Source organism: Alkalibacterium sp. m-11 (genome assembly GCF_054658155.1).
This window is the reverse complement of the sequence record NZ_BAAGIR010000037.1, coordinates 1-18,577: the sequence shown is the minus strand read 5'-3', so window position 1 is coordinate 18,577 and position 18,577 is coordinate 1. Positions and strand designations below refer to the sequence as shown.

The following is an 18,577-nucleotide window of genomic DNA, read 5'->3' as shown; positions in this document are numbered from 1 at the left end:
GGGGATAGTTTGGTAGTCGGATACCTACTATTTTACCGATAAATGAGGGAGGGGCAAGTGTTTTTTGTCTTTTCCTTGATAGAACAACGGTTATAGACCTTTAAGAACAAAAAAATTTGACAGTAACAATTGAATTATAGGAGGAAGTTATATGAATTTAGTACCTACAGTTATAGAACAATCTCCACGTGGTGAACGTGCGTATGACATTTATTCACGTCTATTAAAAGACCGCATCATCATGCTGGGTGGAGCCATCGACGATCAAGTCGCAAACTCTGTTATCGCACAGCTTTTATTCCTAGACGCACAGGACCCTGAAAAAGATATTTACCTGTACATCAACTCGCCAGGTGGAAGTGTAACTGCCGGACTAGCTATTTACGATACAATGAACTTCATTAAAGCGGATGTTCAGACAATCGCTATCGGACTGGCAGCTTCAATGGGAAGTTTCCTATTGGCTGCCGGTGAAAAAGGTAAACGATTTGCTTTACCAAATGCTGAAGTCATGATTCACCAGCCTTTAGGTGGAGCGCAAGGTCAGGCAACTGAAATTGAAATTGCTGCTAAACACATCTTGAGAACACGTGACCGCTTGAATAAAATTCTGGTTGAGCGTACTGGTCAGGATATGGAAGTCATTGAACGTGACACAGATCGTGATTTCTTCATGATGGCAGAAGAAGCCAAAGAGTACGGAATTGTAGATGAAATTATGGACAGCTTTGCTGACCTTACAGATAAATAAGAATGTGGAGACTCTGAACAGATTGTTCGGAGTCTTTTTTTGACTCATACTCAAACAGAGACTTAAACTACCACAAAGCCGATAGCTATTTTACAAAGGTTTTCGTACAATGCTTATGACTAGCCAAGACTTTTTCACAAGAGTATACTGTAGAGAGTAGGGAAAATCTGAAGGGAGTGAGTGAATGGATACAAGCAAAATAAATGCTTATTCTGTAACTGTCGATGGCGGGCTCCATTTAGGAAGCAGAGAAGCTCCCATTAAAGTTGTGGAGTTTCTCAATCTCAAATGTCCGTACTGTAAAGAGTGGTGGGAAAAAGGCACACCAGTCCTTGATGAGTATGTGGAGAACGGGAAAGTCGAACGGATCGTCAAGCTTTTTGACAAGGAAAAACCCGGATTGAGGAAAGGGAACATCCTTCATGCACATATAAACTATGAAGATAAAGAGACTGCTAGAAAAGATATTGATTATTATTTTGAAAACTTGCAGGACTGGGGCGGACTAGACGAAGATGAAGTGGCGGAGTATGCCAAGTCTATACGTGGAGCTGAGGAGCAGAACAATTCGGCCCACTCCAAGGCAGTCATTGAAGAAGCGGCTAAGGCTAATGTTACGCTGGTACCGACTGTATTCATTGAAGATTATATCTTTGATGAGCATATTACTGAAGAAGAACTGAAAAGCATTATAGAATCTAAACTGAAAAGAGATGAAGACAGGGAACCGAATGAATATTAATAGGACGTAAAATGTCCCGTCGATTTAATTTAATGGGTTGAAATCTGCCCCGCTTCTTGTTACACTGTATTTGTACGTGACGAAGAAAGATAGTTTCAGCTGTCTTGCTGAAAACTGGGCGAATATAGTATCGGGAAGGTGCCGTTTTAATATGCTGTCAGTTATTGAAAAAGTAGCACCCGGAACGCTTCATGTATTGAAGAGGCGTTACTATATCTTGAGCCATATTCAGAAATCAGCCCCCATCGGCAGACGTGCTCTGGCAGATCGACTCGGTTTTACTGAGAGAGTTCTGCGTAAAGAAGTCGAGGTCCTAAGAAATCAGGGGTTGATCAAGGCATCTACGCAGGGCATGGAATGCACACCGACAGGCATCACAGTGTTTTATCAGCTGGATGAACTGATGGGGCAGCACGTTCAGTCACAGGAAAAGGAAACCCGGTTGGCTAATGCATTAGGCATTCAACATTGCACGATCGTCATAGGCAATTCAGACAAGGATGAATCTAGTCTGATCGACATGGCAAGAGCTTCAATTGAAGTAATAGACTTTCTTCTGCCGGAAGGGCAGAGTACCGTAGCAGTTATGGGCGGGACAACGATGCTGGAAGTGGTGGAAGTCATGAGTCAGCAGATCGGTCTGCACCGGGAACTTTTATTTGTACCGGCTCGCGGAGGTCTGGGTGAATCCGTAGATATACAGGCAAATGCCATTGCTGAAAACATGGCGAGAAAGACCGGCGGTAGGAGCAGAGCCTTATATGTACCAGAACATGTGCGTATGGAAACTTACTCGCTGCTGATGAAAGAGCCGGAAATCAAAGAAACTCTGGAAATTCTGGAGAATGCCTCGCTGGTTATCTATAGCATCGGTAATGCTCTTGAAATGGCCCAGAGAAGAGGAATGGATGAAGAAACGCTCAGAGAGCTCATCGACAAAGGAGCAGTAGCTGAAGCGTTTGGAGAGTTTGTTGATCCAAAAGGAGACATCGTCTACAAATTGTCCCGCATTGGATTACAGTCCTCGAAATTACCAAGTATCCCTCATGTAGTCGCTGTTGCCGGAGGTCGTGAAAAAGCGAAGGCGATAAAGGCTCACATGAAAACTGTCCCTCCACACACATGGTTAGTGACGGATGAGGCAGCCGCAAATGAGATTTTAAATGGGGGAAACCCTTTAAAATAAAAATATATTTATTTCCTAAGGAGGAAATTAGATTATGTCAGTAAAAGTTGCAATTAATGGTTTTGGACGTATCGGTCGTTTAGCACTACGTCGTGTATTAGAAATGGATACAGAATTAGAAGTAGTCGCAATCAACGATTTAACAGACAATGACGACTTAGCTTATCTTTTGAAATATGATACAGCACAAGGTCGCTTCCCGCACGAAGTATCAGTTAAAGGTGATGCATTAGTAGTGGGCGGAAAAGAAATTAAATCATTCGCAGAAAAAGATGCAAGTCAATTACCATGGGGAGACCTTGGAATTGATATCGTACTTGAATGTACTGGATTCTACGTTTCTAAAGATAAGTCTCAAGCTCACTTAGATGCAGGAGCTAAACGTGTATTGATTTCTGCACCAGCTTCAGGCGATCTTAAAACAATCGTTTACGGTGTAAACCATGACACACTTACTTCAGACGATCAAATCGTATCTGCAGCTTCATGTACTACAAACTGTTTAGCACCAATGGTTAACGTACTGAACAACGAATTCGGAGTTGACCGTGGATTAATGAGCACTATTCACGCTTATACATCTTCTCAAGTATTGCAAGATGCACCAGGCGGACGTAAAAACCGTGCCGGAGCAGCTAACGCAATCCCAGCTTCTACGGGAGCTGCTAAAGCAGTAGGTAAAGTAATTCCAGCTGTTAACGGAAAAATTGACGGAACTGCAGTACGTATTCCAACAATTACTGGTTCAATGGTTGAGTTGTATTCTGTATTGAACAAAGAAGTAACTGTTGAAGAAGTTAATGCAGCAATGGAAAAAGCTTCATCAAGCGCTTACCTTTACACTGAAGATGAAATCGTATCTGCAGACGTAATTGGTGTGCCTGCTGGATCTATCTTTGATGCAACTCAAACTAAAATCATGGACAGCGACAACGGTCAATTAGTTAAAACTGTTGCTTGGTATGACAATGAATACGGATTTACTGGAAACATGGTTTCAACTTTAGAATACTTCGCTAGCCTTTAATATTCAGCGAATATCTAAGGATAGAAACAACTCTATTGTAAAGTAATAAATAAGCGGGGGAGCTAATACTCTACTATTTAAGAGGACACAACGATTGATGCGCAAGCAAAAAATTGGGCTGTTCAAACTGAATAAAGGGGATCGCGCTTCCCCCTTTTTTTGTGAAGTTATAGAGAAAGAGTCAACAGATTTAGTTTTCTAAACAGAAAGGTAGGACTTTACACATGGCAAAGAAGACAGTTAAAGATTTAGAATTAAGTGGCAAGAAAGTACTGGTCCGTGCTGATTTTAACGTGCCGATGAAGGACGGAAAAATTACAAACGATAACCGTATCCAGGCAGCACTGCCAACCTTACAGTACATTCTTGAACAAGGCGGAAAAGTAATCGTCTTTTCTCACTTGGGACGCGTGAAGACCGAAGAAGATAAAGCTGGTCTATCAATGAAACCTGTAGCTGAGCGTCTAGGTGAGTTACTCGGAAAAGATGTGAAGTTTGTTGCTCAAACTCGTGGAGAAGAGCTTGAAAACGCAGTAGCTGAACTAGCTGACGGTGACGTACTGATGTTTGAAAACACACGGTTTGAAGATGTTGACGGTAAGAAAGAAAGCAAAAACGATCCTGAATTAGGTAAATACTGGGCAAGCCTAGGCGACGTTTACGTTAACGATGCATTTGGTACGGCTCACCGTGCTCACGCATCAAACGTAGGTATCGCGTCAAACCTTGAATCAGCTGTCGGATTCCTGGTTGAAAAGGAAATCAACTTCATCGGTGGCGCAGTCGATGAGCCTAAGCGCCCATTCGTTGCTATTTTAGGTGGAGCAAAAGTTTCAGATAAAATCGGCGTCATCGAAAACCTTATCGCTAAAGCTGACAAAGTTCTTGTCGGTGGGGGAATGACTTATACATTCTACAAAGCTTTAGGACACGACATCGGTAATTCATTAGTTGAGGAAGATAAAGTGTCTCTAGCTAAAGAACTGATCGACAAAGCTGGAGATAAGCTTGTCCTGCCTGTTGATTCTATCGTAGCTGCAGAATTCTCTAATGATGTTGAAACTGAAATAGTTGGAGAAAACATACCTGAAGGCAAGATGGGTCTGGATATCGGACCGAAAACAGTTGAACTGTTTGAAAACGAATTGAAAGATGCGAAGACTGTTGTATGGAATGGACCAATGGGTGTGTTCGAAATGAGCAACTTCGCTCAAGGTACAATCAAAGTCTGTGAAGCACTGGCAAAACTTGAAGATGCTACAACGATCATCGGTGGCGGAGACTCTGCGACTGCTGCTCAGCAGCTTGGATTTGAAGAAGACTTCAGTCACATCTCAACAGGTGGCGGAGCTTCACTGGAATACCTTGAAGGAAAAGAACTTCCAGGTATCGCAGCTATTTCAGACAAATAATTTACTAAAAGCAAGATAAGCCGTTTTGACCTTCACAAAAATAGGGAATGACGCCTAATGAGCAAACTGCGCAATGGCTCATTCTTCATTTTTGTGCGAGGTCAGGCTTGGATTGCTGGATAATAAAAGCAAGATAAGCCGTTTTGAACAGATGAGCAGAGTGACTGATCTGAGCATTGACGGTGAGTGATTCAAAAGGTAAGAAACATTCCCTGAACTACACAAGAGAAAGAAGGACGATAGAATGCGTAAACCAATTATCGCTGGTAACTGGAAAATGAACAAGACATCGACTGAAGCGGCAACGTTCATCGATGCTGTTAAAGGAAACATCCCTTCAGCAGACAAAGTAGATGCTGTAATAGGCGCACCAAGTCTATTTCTTCAAAGCCTGATCGATTTAACAGTAGATACTGAACTTAAGATCGCTGCACAGAACTGTCACTTTGAAGACGAAGGTGCATTTACAGGCGAAATCAGCCCTAAAGCGCTTGAAGATATCGGGGTGGCTTATGTGATCATCGGTCACTCAGAACGTCGTGAATTGTTCCATGAAACGGATGAAGACATCAACAAAAAAGCACATGCAGTAATCCGCCACAACATGGTACCAATCATCTGTGTGGGTGAAACACTTGAGCAAAAAGAAGCAGGACAGACTAACGACCTGGTTTCCGGTCAAGTAGAAGCAGCTCTTAAAGGCTTAAGCGCTGACCAGGTAAGCAATCTAGTTATTGCCTATGAGCCAATCTGGGCTATCGGTACAGGTAAAACAGCGACAGCTGAAGATGCTAACGATACGATTTCAGTTGTTCGTCGTACTGTAGCTGACTTGTATTCACAAGATGTAGCAGATGCTGTTCGTATCCAGTACGGTGGATCAGTAAAACCTGCAAACATTAAAGAATTAATGGCACAACCGGATATCGATGGTGCATTAGTTGGTGGAGCAAGCCTGGAAGCAGATTCTTTCCTGCAATTACTGGAGGCGGCTGAATAAATGAGCAAAGCACCTGTAGCCATCATTATCCTTGATGGATTCGGATGGAGAGAAGAAGAATACGGCAATGCTGTAGCACAAGCCAAAAAACCAAATTTTGACCGTTACTGGAATGACTATCCGCATAACACGATGCAGGCTTCAGGGCTTGCTGTCGGACTGCCGGAAGGTCAGATGGGTAACTCGGAAGTTGGACATACCAACATCGGAGCCGGACGTGTGGTCTACCAAAGCATCACACGTATCGACAAGGCGATTGAAGACGGTGAATTCGAAACGAATGAAGCCTTCAATGGTGCGATCAATCATGTAAAAGATAACGATTCTGCGCTGCATCTGTTCGGTCTAGTATCGGACGGGGGCGTTCACAGTCACCAGCGTCATTTGACTGCTCTAATTGAAGCAGCTAAGAACAAAGGAGTCGACAAAGTGTACATTCATGCATTCACTGATGGACGTGACGTTGCTCCAGATTCAGCTGCCCGCTTCATCGATGAGCTCCAGACAATCGTTAACGATTTAGGAGTCGGTGAAATCGCAACAATTTCTGGTCGTTTTTATGCAATGGATAGAGATACACGCTGGCCACGTGTCAAACGTGCTTATGACGCGATCTTCCACGGAGAAGGTGTGAAAGCGACTGATCCGGTAGAAGCCGTTAAAGCCAGTTACGCTAACGATACAATGGACGAGTTCATTGAACCAATCGTTATTGAAAAGGACGGCAAACCTGTTGCGACAGTAAACGATAATGATGCGATTCTATTCTTCAATTTCCGACCTGACCGTGCGATTCAATTGTCCCGTGCGATTACAGAACCGGACTTTGACGAATTTGACCGCGGAAACGTGCCGTCAAACGTTAAATTCGTGACGTTCACGCAGTATACTGCCGATATGGAAGGCGACATCATGTTCCCGCCGGTATTCCTGAAAAACGTGATCGGACAAGTATTGTCTGATAATGGGTTGAATCAGCTGCGAATTGCTGAAACGGAAAAATACCCGCACGTAACATTCTTCATGAATGGCGGAACAAATGATGAGTTCCCAGGAGAGAAACGCATCCTGATTCCATCTCCAAAAGTGGAAACATATGACTTGAAACCTGAAATGAGTGCCTTTGAAGTCACAGATGCACTGGTTGAAGACATCAAGAACGACAAGCATGATGCCATCATCCTGAACTATGCCAACCCGGATATGGTTGGACACTCAGGTATGCTGGATAAAACGATCGAAGCGATCGAAGCTGTAGATGAGAACCTCGGCCGAGTAGTGGATCTGATCCATGAAAAAGGCGGTACAGCAATCATCTTTGCGGATCACGGGAATGCAGATACTGAACTGACTCCTGAAGGAAATCCTCATACAGCGCACACGACAGTACCTGTTCCAGTCATCGTTACGAAAAAAGGTGTCACTTTAAGAGGCGACGGTAAACTAGCTGATGTGGCTCCAACGATGCTTGATCTTTTAGGTATTGATAAACCGGAAGAAATGACTGGCGAAAGCCTGATCCAGAAATAACTTGCTGATTTTAACCTGTTCTTTTATTAGGACATTTAAAATAAATTAACCAACCCTTTTCCAGGAAATGGAAGAGGAAAATTAAAGGAGAGAAAATAAATGCCATTTATTACAGACGTTATCGCACGCGAAGTTCTTGATTCACGTGGTAACCCAACAATCGAAGTAGAAGTCATCACAGAATCAGGCGCATTCGGCCGCGGTATGGTTCCTTCAGGAGCTTCAACTGGTGAGCACGAAGCCGTTGAACTACGTGACGGAGACAAAGACCGTTACCTTGGTAAAGGTGTCACTAAAGCTGTGGACAACGTAAACGAAACGATCGCTGACGCAATCATCGGTATGGACGTACGTGACCAGATGGGAATCGACAAAGCGTTGATCGAACTGGACGGTACACCAAACAAAGGTAAACTGGGAGCTAACGCAATCTTAGGCGTATCTATAGCTGTTGCACGTGCTGCTGCAGACTACCTTGACCTTCCACTATACCGTTACCTTGGAGGAACAAACACTAAAGTATTGCCAACTCCAATGATGAACATCGTTAACGGTGGATCTCACTCTGACGCGCCTATCGCATTCCAAGAGTTCATGGTCCTACCAGTTGGCGCACCAACATTCAAAGAAGCTTTACGTTGGGGAGCAGAAATCTTCCACGCACTTAAAGCGATCCTTAAAGACCGTGGTCTTGAAACATCTGTTGGTGACGAAGGTGGATTTGCTCCTAAGTTCGAAGGAACTGAAGACGGAGTAGAAACAATTCTTGAAGCTATCAAGAAAGTTGGACTTGAGCCTGGTAAAGACGTATTCCTAGGATTCGACTGTGCAGCTTCTGAGTTCTACGAAGACGGCGTATATAACTATGCTAAATTCGAAGGCGAAAACGGTGCAAAACGTAACGCTGAAGAACAAGTAGACTACCTTGAAGAATTAGTAAACAAATACCCAATCATCTCAATCGAAGATGGTATGGACGAAAACGACTGGGATGGATGGAAACTATTAACTGAACGCTTAGGCGACAAAGTTCAATTAGTTGGTGACGACTTATTCGTTACAAACACTGAAATCCTTAAACGTGGTATCGACAACGATACAGCGAACTCTATCTTAATCAAAGTTAACCAAATTGGTACATTGACTGAAACATTCAATGCGATCGAAATGGCTAAAAAAGCTGGATACACGGCTGTTATCTCTCACCGTTCTGGTGAAACTGAAGATGCAACAATTTCTGACATCTCAGTAGCACTTAATGCTGGACAAATCAAAACTGGTTCACTTTCACGTACTGACCGTATTGCAAAATACAACCAGTTACTAAGAATCGAAGATCAATTAGGCGATCTAGCTGTTTACGAAGGTATTGACGCTTTCTACAACTTAGCTGACAAATAATCAGATCAAAAAAAGACGCTGGAGGGCTTATCCCTTCAGCGTTTTTACATATGATAGACATCGCATCTATAGAACGAACGTCACTAATTCACGACCATGAGTCAGCTCAAGCATACTGATCTGACATAATAGGTACTGGAAAACATGAGTGGGATGTGTTATATTATAAAATAGGAGATTTGTAAGAAGGAGGTCTATACTCATGTATGAAATTCTGTTAACGGCTATGCTTATCTTATCTGTATTCATTATCATTGTTATTGCCATGCAACCGACAAAAACTCAAAGTGCATCCAATGCCTTCATGGGCGGAGCAAGTCAATTATTCGGTAAACAAAAAGCCAGAGGATTCGAAGCAGTACTGATTAAGACAACAGTCGTCAGTCTGATTTTATTCTTCGTTCTGTCCTTCTTATTGACACGATTCTTTTAACGTAATTCCGAAAGAAGTCTCCCACTTCTAAGCGTATGGGTGCGAAGCACCAGTGAAAGTGGGAGATGAATTTCGGTCAAGCGATAGCTTGAAGTGGTTAATGTCATTCTCATTTGGTATACTTTATATATAGACGATAACCAAGTCTATATAGGCGACAACCAAGCCTACTGAGTATTCCTTGGCGTTAGCCAAGTAAAAGAAAACCTATGAGGCAGGGACTGCCTTTTGAGCCTACCCATATCCGATTCCTCTGTCTGCATGAAACCTGTGCAGACAAGAATGGAGTTCGTAGGAAGCCCCCACTTCAAAATCCGGAGGATTTAAGTGGTGGGTAGTTCACGTTGAAATGAATGTGAATCTTAAGTACTCCTGTTAACTGTCTTCTCAGTAAGCACTCTGCTTATTGGATACGGGTTAGAAGGAGTGCTTTTTTATTGCCTCTAAAGCTTTTCTTATTGTGTCTTGGTACAAAAATGTGTCAAATTAGGGTAGAATGAAGAAGAGACTTAAGGAGGATATTATGAAAGATAAATCATTATTTTACGAAAGTGGAAAACGAGCAGTTCTGCTCTTTCATGCGTTCACTAGTAACCCGAAAGACATGCTGAGTCTGGGACGTGCGCTGGAGCGGGCAGACTACACTGTCTATGCTCCAGTATTTTCAGGTCATGGGACTAATGATCCCGATGACTTGTTTGACTATTCGATCAAGGACTGGGTTCAGGACGGGAAGGATGCGCTGGCCTTTCTTAAGGACAAAGGCTACGACGAGGTGGCAGTCATGGGCTTGTCTCTGGGTGGAATCGTAGCGACTGATCTCCTGCTTAACGAGGACGTCATAGGCGGTGGGACGTTTGCTTCTCCGGTCGTATCTGAATATGATACAAACGTGCCCGAGCATTTCATGATCTGGTATGAACATATGAAGGAGCAGGCGGGCTATTCGAAAGAAGAAATTGCAGGATTGAAAACTTCAGCTGAAGTTAAAGTCCAGGCCATACTTGATGGGGTCCGTGCGCATGTCGCTGAAATGGAGAAAGAGTATGACCAGTTAAATAAAAAAATATTTATAGCACAGGGTGGACAAGACGAAATGATCAATGATCAGTCTGCAGTCAAATTTAAAGATGCCCTGGTCAATGCGGATGTCGATTTTCATTTTTATGAAGACGCGCCGCATGTACTGACAACAGGAAAGATCGGAAAAGACGTACAGATCGATGTACTGACTTATCTGTCTTCCTTAGAATGGAGTGATTAAATGAGTTCTGAAAAAGACAAGGAATTAGCAAGAAAAGAACTGAAGAAACAGATCCTGAAATTTATGAATGACCAGGACGGCCAGTCAGTTGAAGTCAATGAAATCAGTGAAGGGCTGGGTCGTTCAGGATCCAATGCCTTCAAGGAACTGGTACAGGCTATTGCTGAACTGGAAAGAGAAGAAAAAATCGTCCTGCTTGCAAGCGGAAAATTCAAACTGAAACAGGCTTCTTCTGCTATGCAGGGACGCTTTAGTGGAAACGATAGAGGATTCGGATTCGTCACGATTGAAGAATACGAGTCAGATATCTTTATTCCACCAACCGAAACGAATTCTGCATTGAATGGCGATCTGGTCAAAGTAGAAGTGACTCAAGAAGCGATGCCGTGGAAAGATAAAGGGCCAGCTGGGAAAGTCGTTGAAATTATTGAACGGGGGACCACCGTCGTCTTTGGTGAATTCCAGCCTTATACGGATGACGAAGTGAAAGAATTAGGCCTGTATGGCTTCATTACCCCTCACAACCAGAAACTGCCGAGTGTTCTAGTCAAGATTGAAGCAAAAGGGATTCGCCCGGTCGAGGGAAGCATTGTTCAAGTTGAACTGACCGAGTATGCCGATACTGCCGGAGGATCTGATCTGAAGGGGATTGTCACCAATACTATCGGACATAAAGATGAGCCGGGTATTGAAATCCTGACAATTGTGCATAAGTATAATATCCCATCAGAATTCCCAGAAGATGTGCTTGAAGAAGCAGAATCCGTACCGGATACGATTTCTGAAGAAGACACCGATGGAAGAAAAGACCTCCGCGATGAAATGATCATTACGATTGACGGAGCAGATGCGAAAGACTTGGATGATGCGATCCAAGTGAAGAAGCTGGACAATGGGAACTACTATCTAGGCGTCCATATTGCAGATGTCAGCCATTACGTCACAGAAGGCAACCCGATGGACAGAGAAGCCTTTGAACGTGGAACCAGTGTGTACTTGACCGACCGCGTTATCCCTATGCTTCCGCAGCGACTATCAAACGGTATTTGCTCTCTTCACCCAAATGTCGACCGTCTGACACTGAGCTGTGAGATGGAAATCGATAAGAATGGATCAGTTGTAGACTATACGATATCTTCCAGTATTATCAACTCGCATTACCGGATGACGTATGAAGCGGTCAATGAGATTCTTATGGATAAGGATACTCATCGCAGAGAGGAATACTCTGAAATCGTGGATATGCTTGAACAGATGGAAGACCTGCATAACATTCTCGAAAAAAGAAGAGAACAAAGAGGGTCCATCGACTTTGATACTCGCGAAGCAAAAATCGAAGTCGATCCTCAGGGGATGCCAGTCGATATACTGCTTAGAGAACGAGGTGTCGGTGAACGTCTGATCGAATCGTTCATGCTTTCTGCGAATGAAACGGTATCTGAGCATTTTGCCAAACAGCACCTGCCGATCCTCTACCGTGTCCATGATCGTCCTGACGAAGGAAAAATGCAGCGATTCATCGAATTTGTTTCCAGCTTCGGAATCAATGTAAAGGCAACGAAAGAAAATATCAGTCCAAAACTGCTTCAGGATGTTCTGGACAAGGTAAAAGGTAAGCCTGAAGAAGGCGTCATCAGCCTGCTGCTCCTAAGATCCATGCAGCAGGCAAAGTATGATGTCGAACCGATTGGTCACTACGGTCTTGCCGCAGACTACTATTCGCACTTCACCTCACCGATCAGACGTTACCCTGACCTGATCCTGCACCGTCTGATTCATTACTATACCGAAGTGGATAAATCAGACAAAGCGAAGAAACGCTGGCAGGAATTGTTGCCTGAAATCGCTGAACACAGCTCTGTTACTGAAAGACGCGCAGTAGATGCTGAACGTGAAACAGATGAACTGAAGAAAGCTGAATACATGCAGAGCAAGATGGGCGAAATCTTTGAGGGTGTCGTTACTTCTGTGACTAATTTTGGAATGTTCGTCCAGTTGGCCAATTCGGTCGAAGGACTGGTTCATATCTCGAATATGAATGATGACTACTATGAATTTAACGATCGGGATATGCTGATGATTGGGACTCGTTCCGGAAAAGTGTACCGAATCGGGGAAGCTGTCAAGGTGAAAGTCATCGGAGCCGACACAGATAATTATCAGATCGATTTTCAGCTTGAAGAAGATGAATCGAAGAAACCTGATGAATCGCGTAGAGTCAGACGCCGTAAGAAACAGGACAGTTCTAAAAAAGGAAGAGGTCCACGCCGCGGCTCAAAAGATGACAAAAGTAAGAACGATAAAGATAAAGGCAAAGGTCGGTTTAAAGGAAGAAGAAAGACCAAGAAGCCTGGAAAAAAACGTAAATGATAGAGGGGGATTTACATGCCCAAAGGAGAAGGCAAGTTAATTGCCCAGAATAGAAAAGCCCGTTACGAGTACACGATTCTCGAAACGATCGAAGCTGGCATTGTGCTTAAAGGGACGGAAATCAAGTCCATCCGTGCCGGCCGGATCAACTTGAAAGACGGTTATGCCAGTATTAGAGATGGTGAAATCTGGCTGTATAATGTCCACATTGCACCATTTGAACAGGGGAATCAGTTTAATCATGACCCGGTACGTCCACGTAAACTGCTGATGAAGAAAAAAGAGATCGACAGTCTGTATGGAGAAGTCAAACAGGGCGGGAACACACTGGTTCCGCTTAAAGTCTACATCAAGAACGGTTTTGCCAAAGTACTGATCGGCCTGGCCAAAGGGAAGAAACAGTATGACAAACGTGAGACCATCAAGCGACGTGAACAGGACCGTCAGATGAGACGGGCAATAAAAGATAACTACTGATTTAAGATTAAAGCATCGGAACAGATCGGAAACCCGGCTGGTCTGATGCTTTTCTTGATTCAGATAAACAATGGCGTCTACGTGGAAAAGCAGGGCTAGCTGTCGATTATCCTAAAGACGTCTGTTAGAATAGATAGAGAGAGAAAAAGAAAGCGAGGAGCTAGTATGGCTGAAAAAGGGGTAACAATTTATTTTGTCCGACATGGCGAAACGTACTTCAATTATTATGGACGCATGCAGGGATGGAGCAACACACCATTGACCGACCACGGAAAAGAGGATGTCAGACGATGTGGACGTGGCCTGAAAGATGTCACGTTTGATGCAGTCTACACAAGTGATCTGTCCCGGACCCAGGAAACAGCTTCCATCATTCTGGAAGAGAATGGGCAGGTAGATAAAATGGACATGGTTCAGATGCCGGAATTCCGAGAAGTTTTCTTCGGGTCGATGGAAGGCATGTACGGTTCGGATGCTTACGATAAAGTTAGAGATTATCTGGGATACGACACATCAAAAGAAATGTTCAGAAATACAGATGTACCTGAACGGATGAATGCCTTCCGTGCGGTTGATCCGGAAAAGCATGCCGAAGACTTTATGATGTTCTGGTCACGCGTTGAGCAGGGACTGATCAAACTGATCGACAAGCACCGTGATTCAGGAGAAACCATTCTTTTAGTTGCACACGGTGGAACGATCCGGTACATCCTAGAGAATCTCATTCCGGATCTCACACGACCTAAATCATTACTTAATGCCAGTGTGTCTGTCGCCAGATATGAAGACGGACTATATCATCTTGAAAAATACAACGATGTCTCTCATTTTAGGGACGGAGCAGAATAATCAAAGAACAAAATGTGGTCATTTTCCTCTTTGTTGCAGACCTGCTATAACAGGCTTGCGACAAAGAGGATTTTTTGTAGATACATCCGTTACGAGTTTATCATCAAATTTTCATGAAAAACAATTGAAAATCTAATGAAATAACCTACACCGTGGATCAACTCAAAGAAAAGGGGAGATTTGATGGATACAATGGAAAAGGAAACATTCAAGACTTTCAGCAATAAAGTACTGACGGGAACAGCGAGTGGAATTGTCATTGGACTGATTCCTGATGCCATACTAAGCGGTATCTTTGAAGCTCTTACACCATACAGCACTATTTTCAGCTCCCTTTCTGCTGTAGTAGGCACGATGCAGTTTCTTACAGCAGCAATGATCGGTGTCCTGGTAGCGAACCAGTTTAAACTGAATGCGGTCCAAAGTGTCATTGTGGGAGCCGCCACTTATCTCGGATCTGGAGCGTACAGTGTATCTGAAGCCGGCATTACGCTTGTAGGCATAGGCGATCTGGTAAATATTATGCTGACGGCGGGCTTTGCAGTTTACCTGACCAGGAAACTGAATGACCGTTTAGGATCAATGATTCTTATTCTCCTGCCGATTATAGTAGGAGTCGGATAGGGTACTGTTGGACTGATGATGCTCCCTTATGTATCATCAGTTACCTCAATGATTGGACATATACTTAACAGCTTTACGATTCTTCAACCACTCCTGATGACTATATTGATTGCCATAGCCTTTTCCATCCTGATTATTTCACCTGTCTCAACGGTTGCCATAGCCATAGCCATCGGGATCAGCGGCCTAGGAGCAGGAGCTGCAGCTATAGGAGTGACCGCTTGTACAGCTGTTCTAGTCATCGGATCTAAAGAAGTCAACCAGAAAGGAACGACACTGGCTATCTTGCTCGGTGCCATGAAAATGATGATGCCGAATCTTGTCAGACATCCGAAGCTACTGATTCCGGTTATATTAAATGCAATATTGTCCAGTATGAGTGTGTATGTATTTAACATCCAAGGGGCTCCGCAGACAGCGGGCTTCGGTATTGTAGGGCTAGTTGGGCCGATTCAGGCACTGGAAACTGGTACAGGACTGCTCCCGGTTTTCATTACAGAACTATCAAGCGTGAAAGCCCACGGTTTTAATCGTGGGATGAGAGCTAAATTGAGATAAATGTCTGATTGTTTTGTCTTCTTTTTCTTTTAAAAATAGGTGTACCTTTCTATAGCCTTTCCGTTGACGGAGTGATATACTAAAGTTAACAAAAAAAGAACACACGTTTGTATTCGTGATAGAGGTGAAGCGAGTGAAAAAAGAACAGACACAGTCCTGTGTTAAAGTGCTCAAAGTGAAATTAAAGCCGACTAAAGAACAAGCAGCTGAATTGACCCGGCTATCCAAAGAGTATATTTATCACGCCAACCAGCTTGTCCAGAAGGCTGTATCAGATGGCCGCTTTCCAACAGTCACTTCCAGACACATTGAGACGTCTATTCCTTCGGTAGTCAAAAATGAACTTATCCGGTATGCTAAGTCCAAATATGCTGAACACGGAAACTGTGTGTTCAAAAAACGAACAGTCTCATGGAACAATCAGAACTATACGGTCACTCCAAATCATCTCGCTTTTCCTATTATGCAAAAGGGCAAATCAATGAAAACGGCTATTAAAGCTGTGCTAACAAGTGATCAGTTTGACCTGTTATCTCAGTCAAAACGGGGAGCGATGCGTATCACCAAAAAAGGCTACCATTGGATAGCTCAGATTGCTTATCACGTTTTGCCGTCTGAGACGACAGGAACAGACATCTTAGGCATCGATCTAGGTATTCTGTGTCCAGCTGTCGGTGTCGTGGCTTCCAGCGGTCAAACAGCTTTCTTCGGAAACGGACGAGCAAACAAAGTTATTCGCCGAAAGTATAAGAAGCTCAGACGGGAGTTAGGGCAGAAAAAGAAACTGAACGCTATTCGGACACTCAATGATAAAGAAGCGAGAATCATGCAGGATATTAATCATAAGATTGCCAGACACATAGTACGGTTTGCGAGAGACACGAACTGTGGCACCATCCATCTGGAGAATCTTTCCGGCATTCGCCGGACCTCAAGACAAAGAGGAAAACACACAGCGATTCTGCATAACTGGACATTCGCTCAACTAACAGACTTCATTGAATATAAAGCAAGAGAAATCGGTATCGTTGTTAAAAAGGTCAATCCAGAGTATACCTCTCAGACTTGCCCGACATGTAAGGCCAGAAATAAAGTAACCGACCGAATGTATCAGTGCGGGTGCGGCTACCGGGGGCATCGGGATAGAGTAGGAGCTCTGAATATCGCCCAAACAACCTAACTCATATGGTCACAGTATGAGTGCCCATGGAGCTATAGGCTCTGCCATGGGAGGGGTGATGGCACACCCTTAAACTTAAGGCTTGAACAAAACAGAAATGGCCTGCGTTCGACAAAGCACTTAAGAATCCCACTGCTTTAGCTGTGGGAGTGTCAACAGCAGCTAACTAGTAGAAGGGGATAAGATTGATGAATATAGCAATTGCAGGATCGGGGGCGCTTGGATGCGGATTCGGATATATGCTTCAGAAAAATGGACAAAACGTGACGCTTCTAGATTATTGGGAAGACCACATTGAAGCAATCAGAAATAATGGACTGACTGTTTCAGTAAATGGGGTAAAAGGGACACTTCCAATGACTATTGCCAGGCCGGAAGAAGTATCAGGTGAAATGGATGTTATCTTTGTATTCACGAAGGCGATGGGATTGGAGAAGATGATGACTCAAATCAATCATCTCATCGGTACAAAAACTAAAATTGTCTGTCTGTTGAATGGATTAGGACACCTTAAAACTCTTGAAGCATTTGTCGACAGACGAAATATAATAATGGGAACGACTGTCTGGACGGCTGGGATTATTGCCCCAGGTGAAACACAGCTGAACGGGAATGGCCCAGTTGAACTGCAGAACAGCCATCCTGAAGAGGAAGAAGCCGCACGTGTCATAGTCAATATACTCAAGGACAGCGGCCTTTTCGGAGAATACAGCAAGAATGTCAAGTACACGACTTGGAGAAAAGCGTGCATCAACGGCACGATGAATGCCCTGTGTGCACTGCTGGATGCATCGATCGATCAGCTGTTTAAATCGGCGTCTATCGATTCCTTGCTCAACGGAATCGTTGACGAATTCGCAGCTGTGGCAAAAGCTCAAGATGATATCGAAATCGACAGAGATGAAATGATTCACTACCTTAAAGAAGTGGCATCTCGTCTGGGATCGCACTACCCGTCGATGCATCAGGATCTCTTCAACCGACGTCCGACAGAAATTGATTATCTGAACGGTGCAGTAGTGGAGGCAGCCGAAAAGTACGGAATAGAAGCTCCCCATTGCCGCCGAATGACAGATCTGATTCATGCAAAAGAAGCTGTTCTTGGGATTGAAACAGGCAGATAAAGTGTGCAGATCAGTCGGTCTGATCACGTAGCAACTTACGAAAAGAAAGCGAACGGACTTTCTTTTTACACCGGATTATGGTATACTATTAGCAGAGCACGAGAGACAGCTCTATATTGTAACGGGGTTGTTACGGATTCGACAGGCACAGATTGAGCTTGAGTTGCGTTTCGCAGGTGACGGCTGCGTACCAACGTCACAGTTAAATTAACTGCAAACAATAACAACAATTCTTACGCTTTAGCTGCGTAAAAACAGCTTAGCGTGATCCGACCGGCATCGCCCATGTGCTCGGCACCGGGTCCTATAATAAGTGGGATACGTCTATTCTTTCCGTCTGTAAGAATAGAAAGAGATTAACAGACTAGCGGCGCATGATGCCTGTTTTACGGCTAATGCTTAGCGAAATCCAAGTAGTAAAACTATGAACGTAGATACTTGAGTGCCAATGTGCCTGGACAGGGGTTCGACTCCCCTCAACTCCATTTTAGATACAAAGCTCCACTAGGGAATTTCTTATTCCTAAACTGGACCCCATGTCAAGGACAGTTTGATAAAAACCCCTTATAATTTATTATCGCTCCTTCTATGATAACGTCATAGGAGGAGCGATAATACGTTTAAGCCTGGATCAATACTTAGATTTTGG

15 protein-coding genes, 1 other RNA gene and 1 pseudogene are annotated in these 18,577 nt (G+C 43.7%); all 17 read left to right on the top strand.

Annotated elements, in window-relative coordinates; all coding sequences use genetic code 11:
• Positions 1-151 precede the first annotated feature (151 nt).
• The 17 genes and pseudogenes from clpP to ssrA all read left to right on the top strand — a co-directional run bounded on the left by clpP (position 152) and on the right by ssrA (position 18,416).
• Positions 152-751, top strand: coding sequence for an ATP-dependent Clp endopeptidase proteolytic subunit ClpP (gene clpP, locus ACYQ2O_RS05710; protein ID WP_346024235.1), 600 nt, complete (start codon positions 152-154; stop codon positions 749-751).
• A gap of 184 nt (positions 752-935) precedes the next feature.
• Positions 936-1,493 carry a thioredoxin domain-containing protein gene (locus ACYQ2O_RS05705; protein WP_459796178.1) on the top strand — a complete coding sequence of 186 codons (558 nt, stop codon included), beginning with the start codon at positions 936-938 and terminating at the stop codon, positions 1,491-1,493.
• Between the two features lie 151 nt (positions 1,494-1,644).
• Entirely contained in the window at positions 1,645-2,679 is a 1,035-nt protein-coding gene (locus tag ACYQ2O_RS05700) for a sugar-binding transcriptional regulator (RefSeq protein WP_459796177.1), read from the top strand.
• Between the two features lie 34 nt (positions 2,680-2,713).
• A complete protein-coding gene (gap, locus tag ACYQ2O_RS05695; RefSeq protein WP_459796174.1) occupies positions 2,714-3,706 on the top strand; it encodes a type I glyceraldehyde-3-phosphate dehydrogenase in 993 nt (330 codons plus the stop codon).
• Between the two features lie 224 nt (positions 3,707-3,930).
• Positions 3,931-5,118 (top strand): phosphoglycerate kinase, encoded by a 1,188-nt coding sequence (locus tag ACYQ2O_RS05690; RefSeq protein ID WP_459796172.1) that lies wholly within the window; start codon positions 3,931-3,933, stop codon positions 5,116-5,118.
• A gap of 244 nt (positions 5,119-5,362) precedes the next feature.
• Positions 5,363-6,118 carry a triose-phosphate isomerase gene (tpiA, locus tag ACYQ2O_RS05685; protein ID WP_346024230.1) on the top strand — a complete coding sequence of 252 codons (756 nt, stop codon included), beginning with the start codon at positions 5,363-5,365 and terminating at the stop codon, positions 6,116-6,118.
• Positions 6,119-7,648 (top strand): 2,3-bisphosphoglycerate-independent phosphoglycerate mutase, encoded by a 1,530-nt coding sequence (gene gpmI / locus ACYQ2O_RS05680; protein WP_459796171.1) that lies wholly within the window; start codon positions 6,119-6,121, stop codon positions 7,646-7,648.
• A 99-nt stretch (positions 7,649-7,747) separates the two neighbouring features.
• On the top strand, positions 7,748-9,049 hold the full coding sequence (gene eno / locus ACYQ2O_RS05675) for a phosphopyruvate hydratase (RefSeq protein ID WP_459768993.1): 1,302 nt from the start codon (positions 7,748-7,750) through the stop codon (positions 9,047-9,049).
• Positions 9,050-9,251: 202 nt separating this feature from the next.
• Positions 9,252-9,482 (top strand): preprotein translocase subunit SecG, encoded by a 231-nt coding sequence (gene secG, locus ACYQ2O_RS05670; protein WP_091268346.1) that lies wholly within the window; start codon positions 9,252-9,254, stop codon positions 9,480-9,482.
• Positions 9,483-10,005: 523 nt separating this feature from the next.
• Positions 10,006-10,746, top strand: a complete 741-nt coding sequence (locus ACYQ2O_RS05665) for an alpha/beta hydrolase (protein WP_459796169.1) — start codon at positions 10,006-10,008, stop codon at positions 10,744-10,746.
• Positions 10,747-13,116 carry a ribonuclease R gene (gene rnr / locus ACYQ2O_RS05660; protein WP_459796168.1) on the top strand — a complete coding sequence of 790 codons (2,370 nt, stop codon included), beginning with the start codon at positions 10,747-10,749 and terminating at the stop codon, positions 13,114-13,116.
• A gap of 15 nt (positions 13,117-13,131) precedes the next feature.
• Positions 13,132-13,593 (top strand): SsrA-binding protein SmpB, encoded by a 462-nt coding sequence (gene smpB / locus ACYQ2O_RS05655; RefSeq protein WP_346023919.1) that lies wholly within the window; start codon positions 13,132-13,134, stop codon positions 13,591-13,593.
• Between the two features lie 165 nt (positions 13,594-13,758).
• Entirely contained in the window at positions 13,759-14,442 is a 684-nt protein-coding gene (locus tag ACYQ2O_RS05650) for a histidine phosphatase family protein (protein WP_459796166.1), read from the top strand.
• Positions 14,443-14,625: 183 nt separating this feature from the next.
• Positions 14,626-15,624 (top strand): annotated as a pseudogene (locus ACYQ2O_RS05645) (PTS sugar transporter subunit IIC).
• 133 nt (positions 15,625-15,757) lie between these two features.
• Positions 15,758-16,804: an RNA-guided endonuclease InsQ/TnpB family protein gene (locus tag ACYQ2O_RS05640; protein ID WP_218025380.1), complete on the top strand. Its 1,047-nt coding sequence runs from the start codon at positions 15,758-15,760 to the stop codon at positions 16,802-16,804.
• Positions 16,805-16,992: 188 nt separating this feature from the next.
• Complete coding sequence (locus ACYQ2O_RS05635) at positions 16,993-17,928, top strand: 2-dehydropantoate 2-reductase (RefSeq protein WP_459796165.1); 936 nt, start codon at positions 16,993-16,995, stop codon at positions 17,926-17,928.
• A 123-nt stretch (positions 17,929-18,051) separates the two neighbouring features.
• Positions 18,052-18,416: a transfer-messenger RNA gene (gene ssrA / locus ACYQ2O_RS05630) on the top strand.
• Positions 18,417-18,577 lie beyond the last annotated feature (161 nt).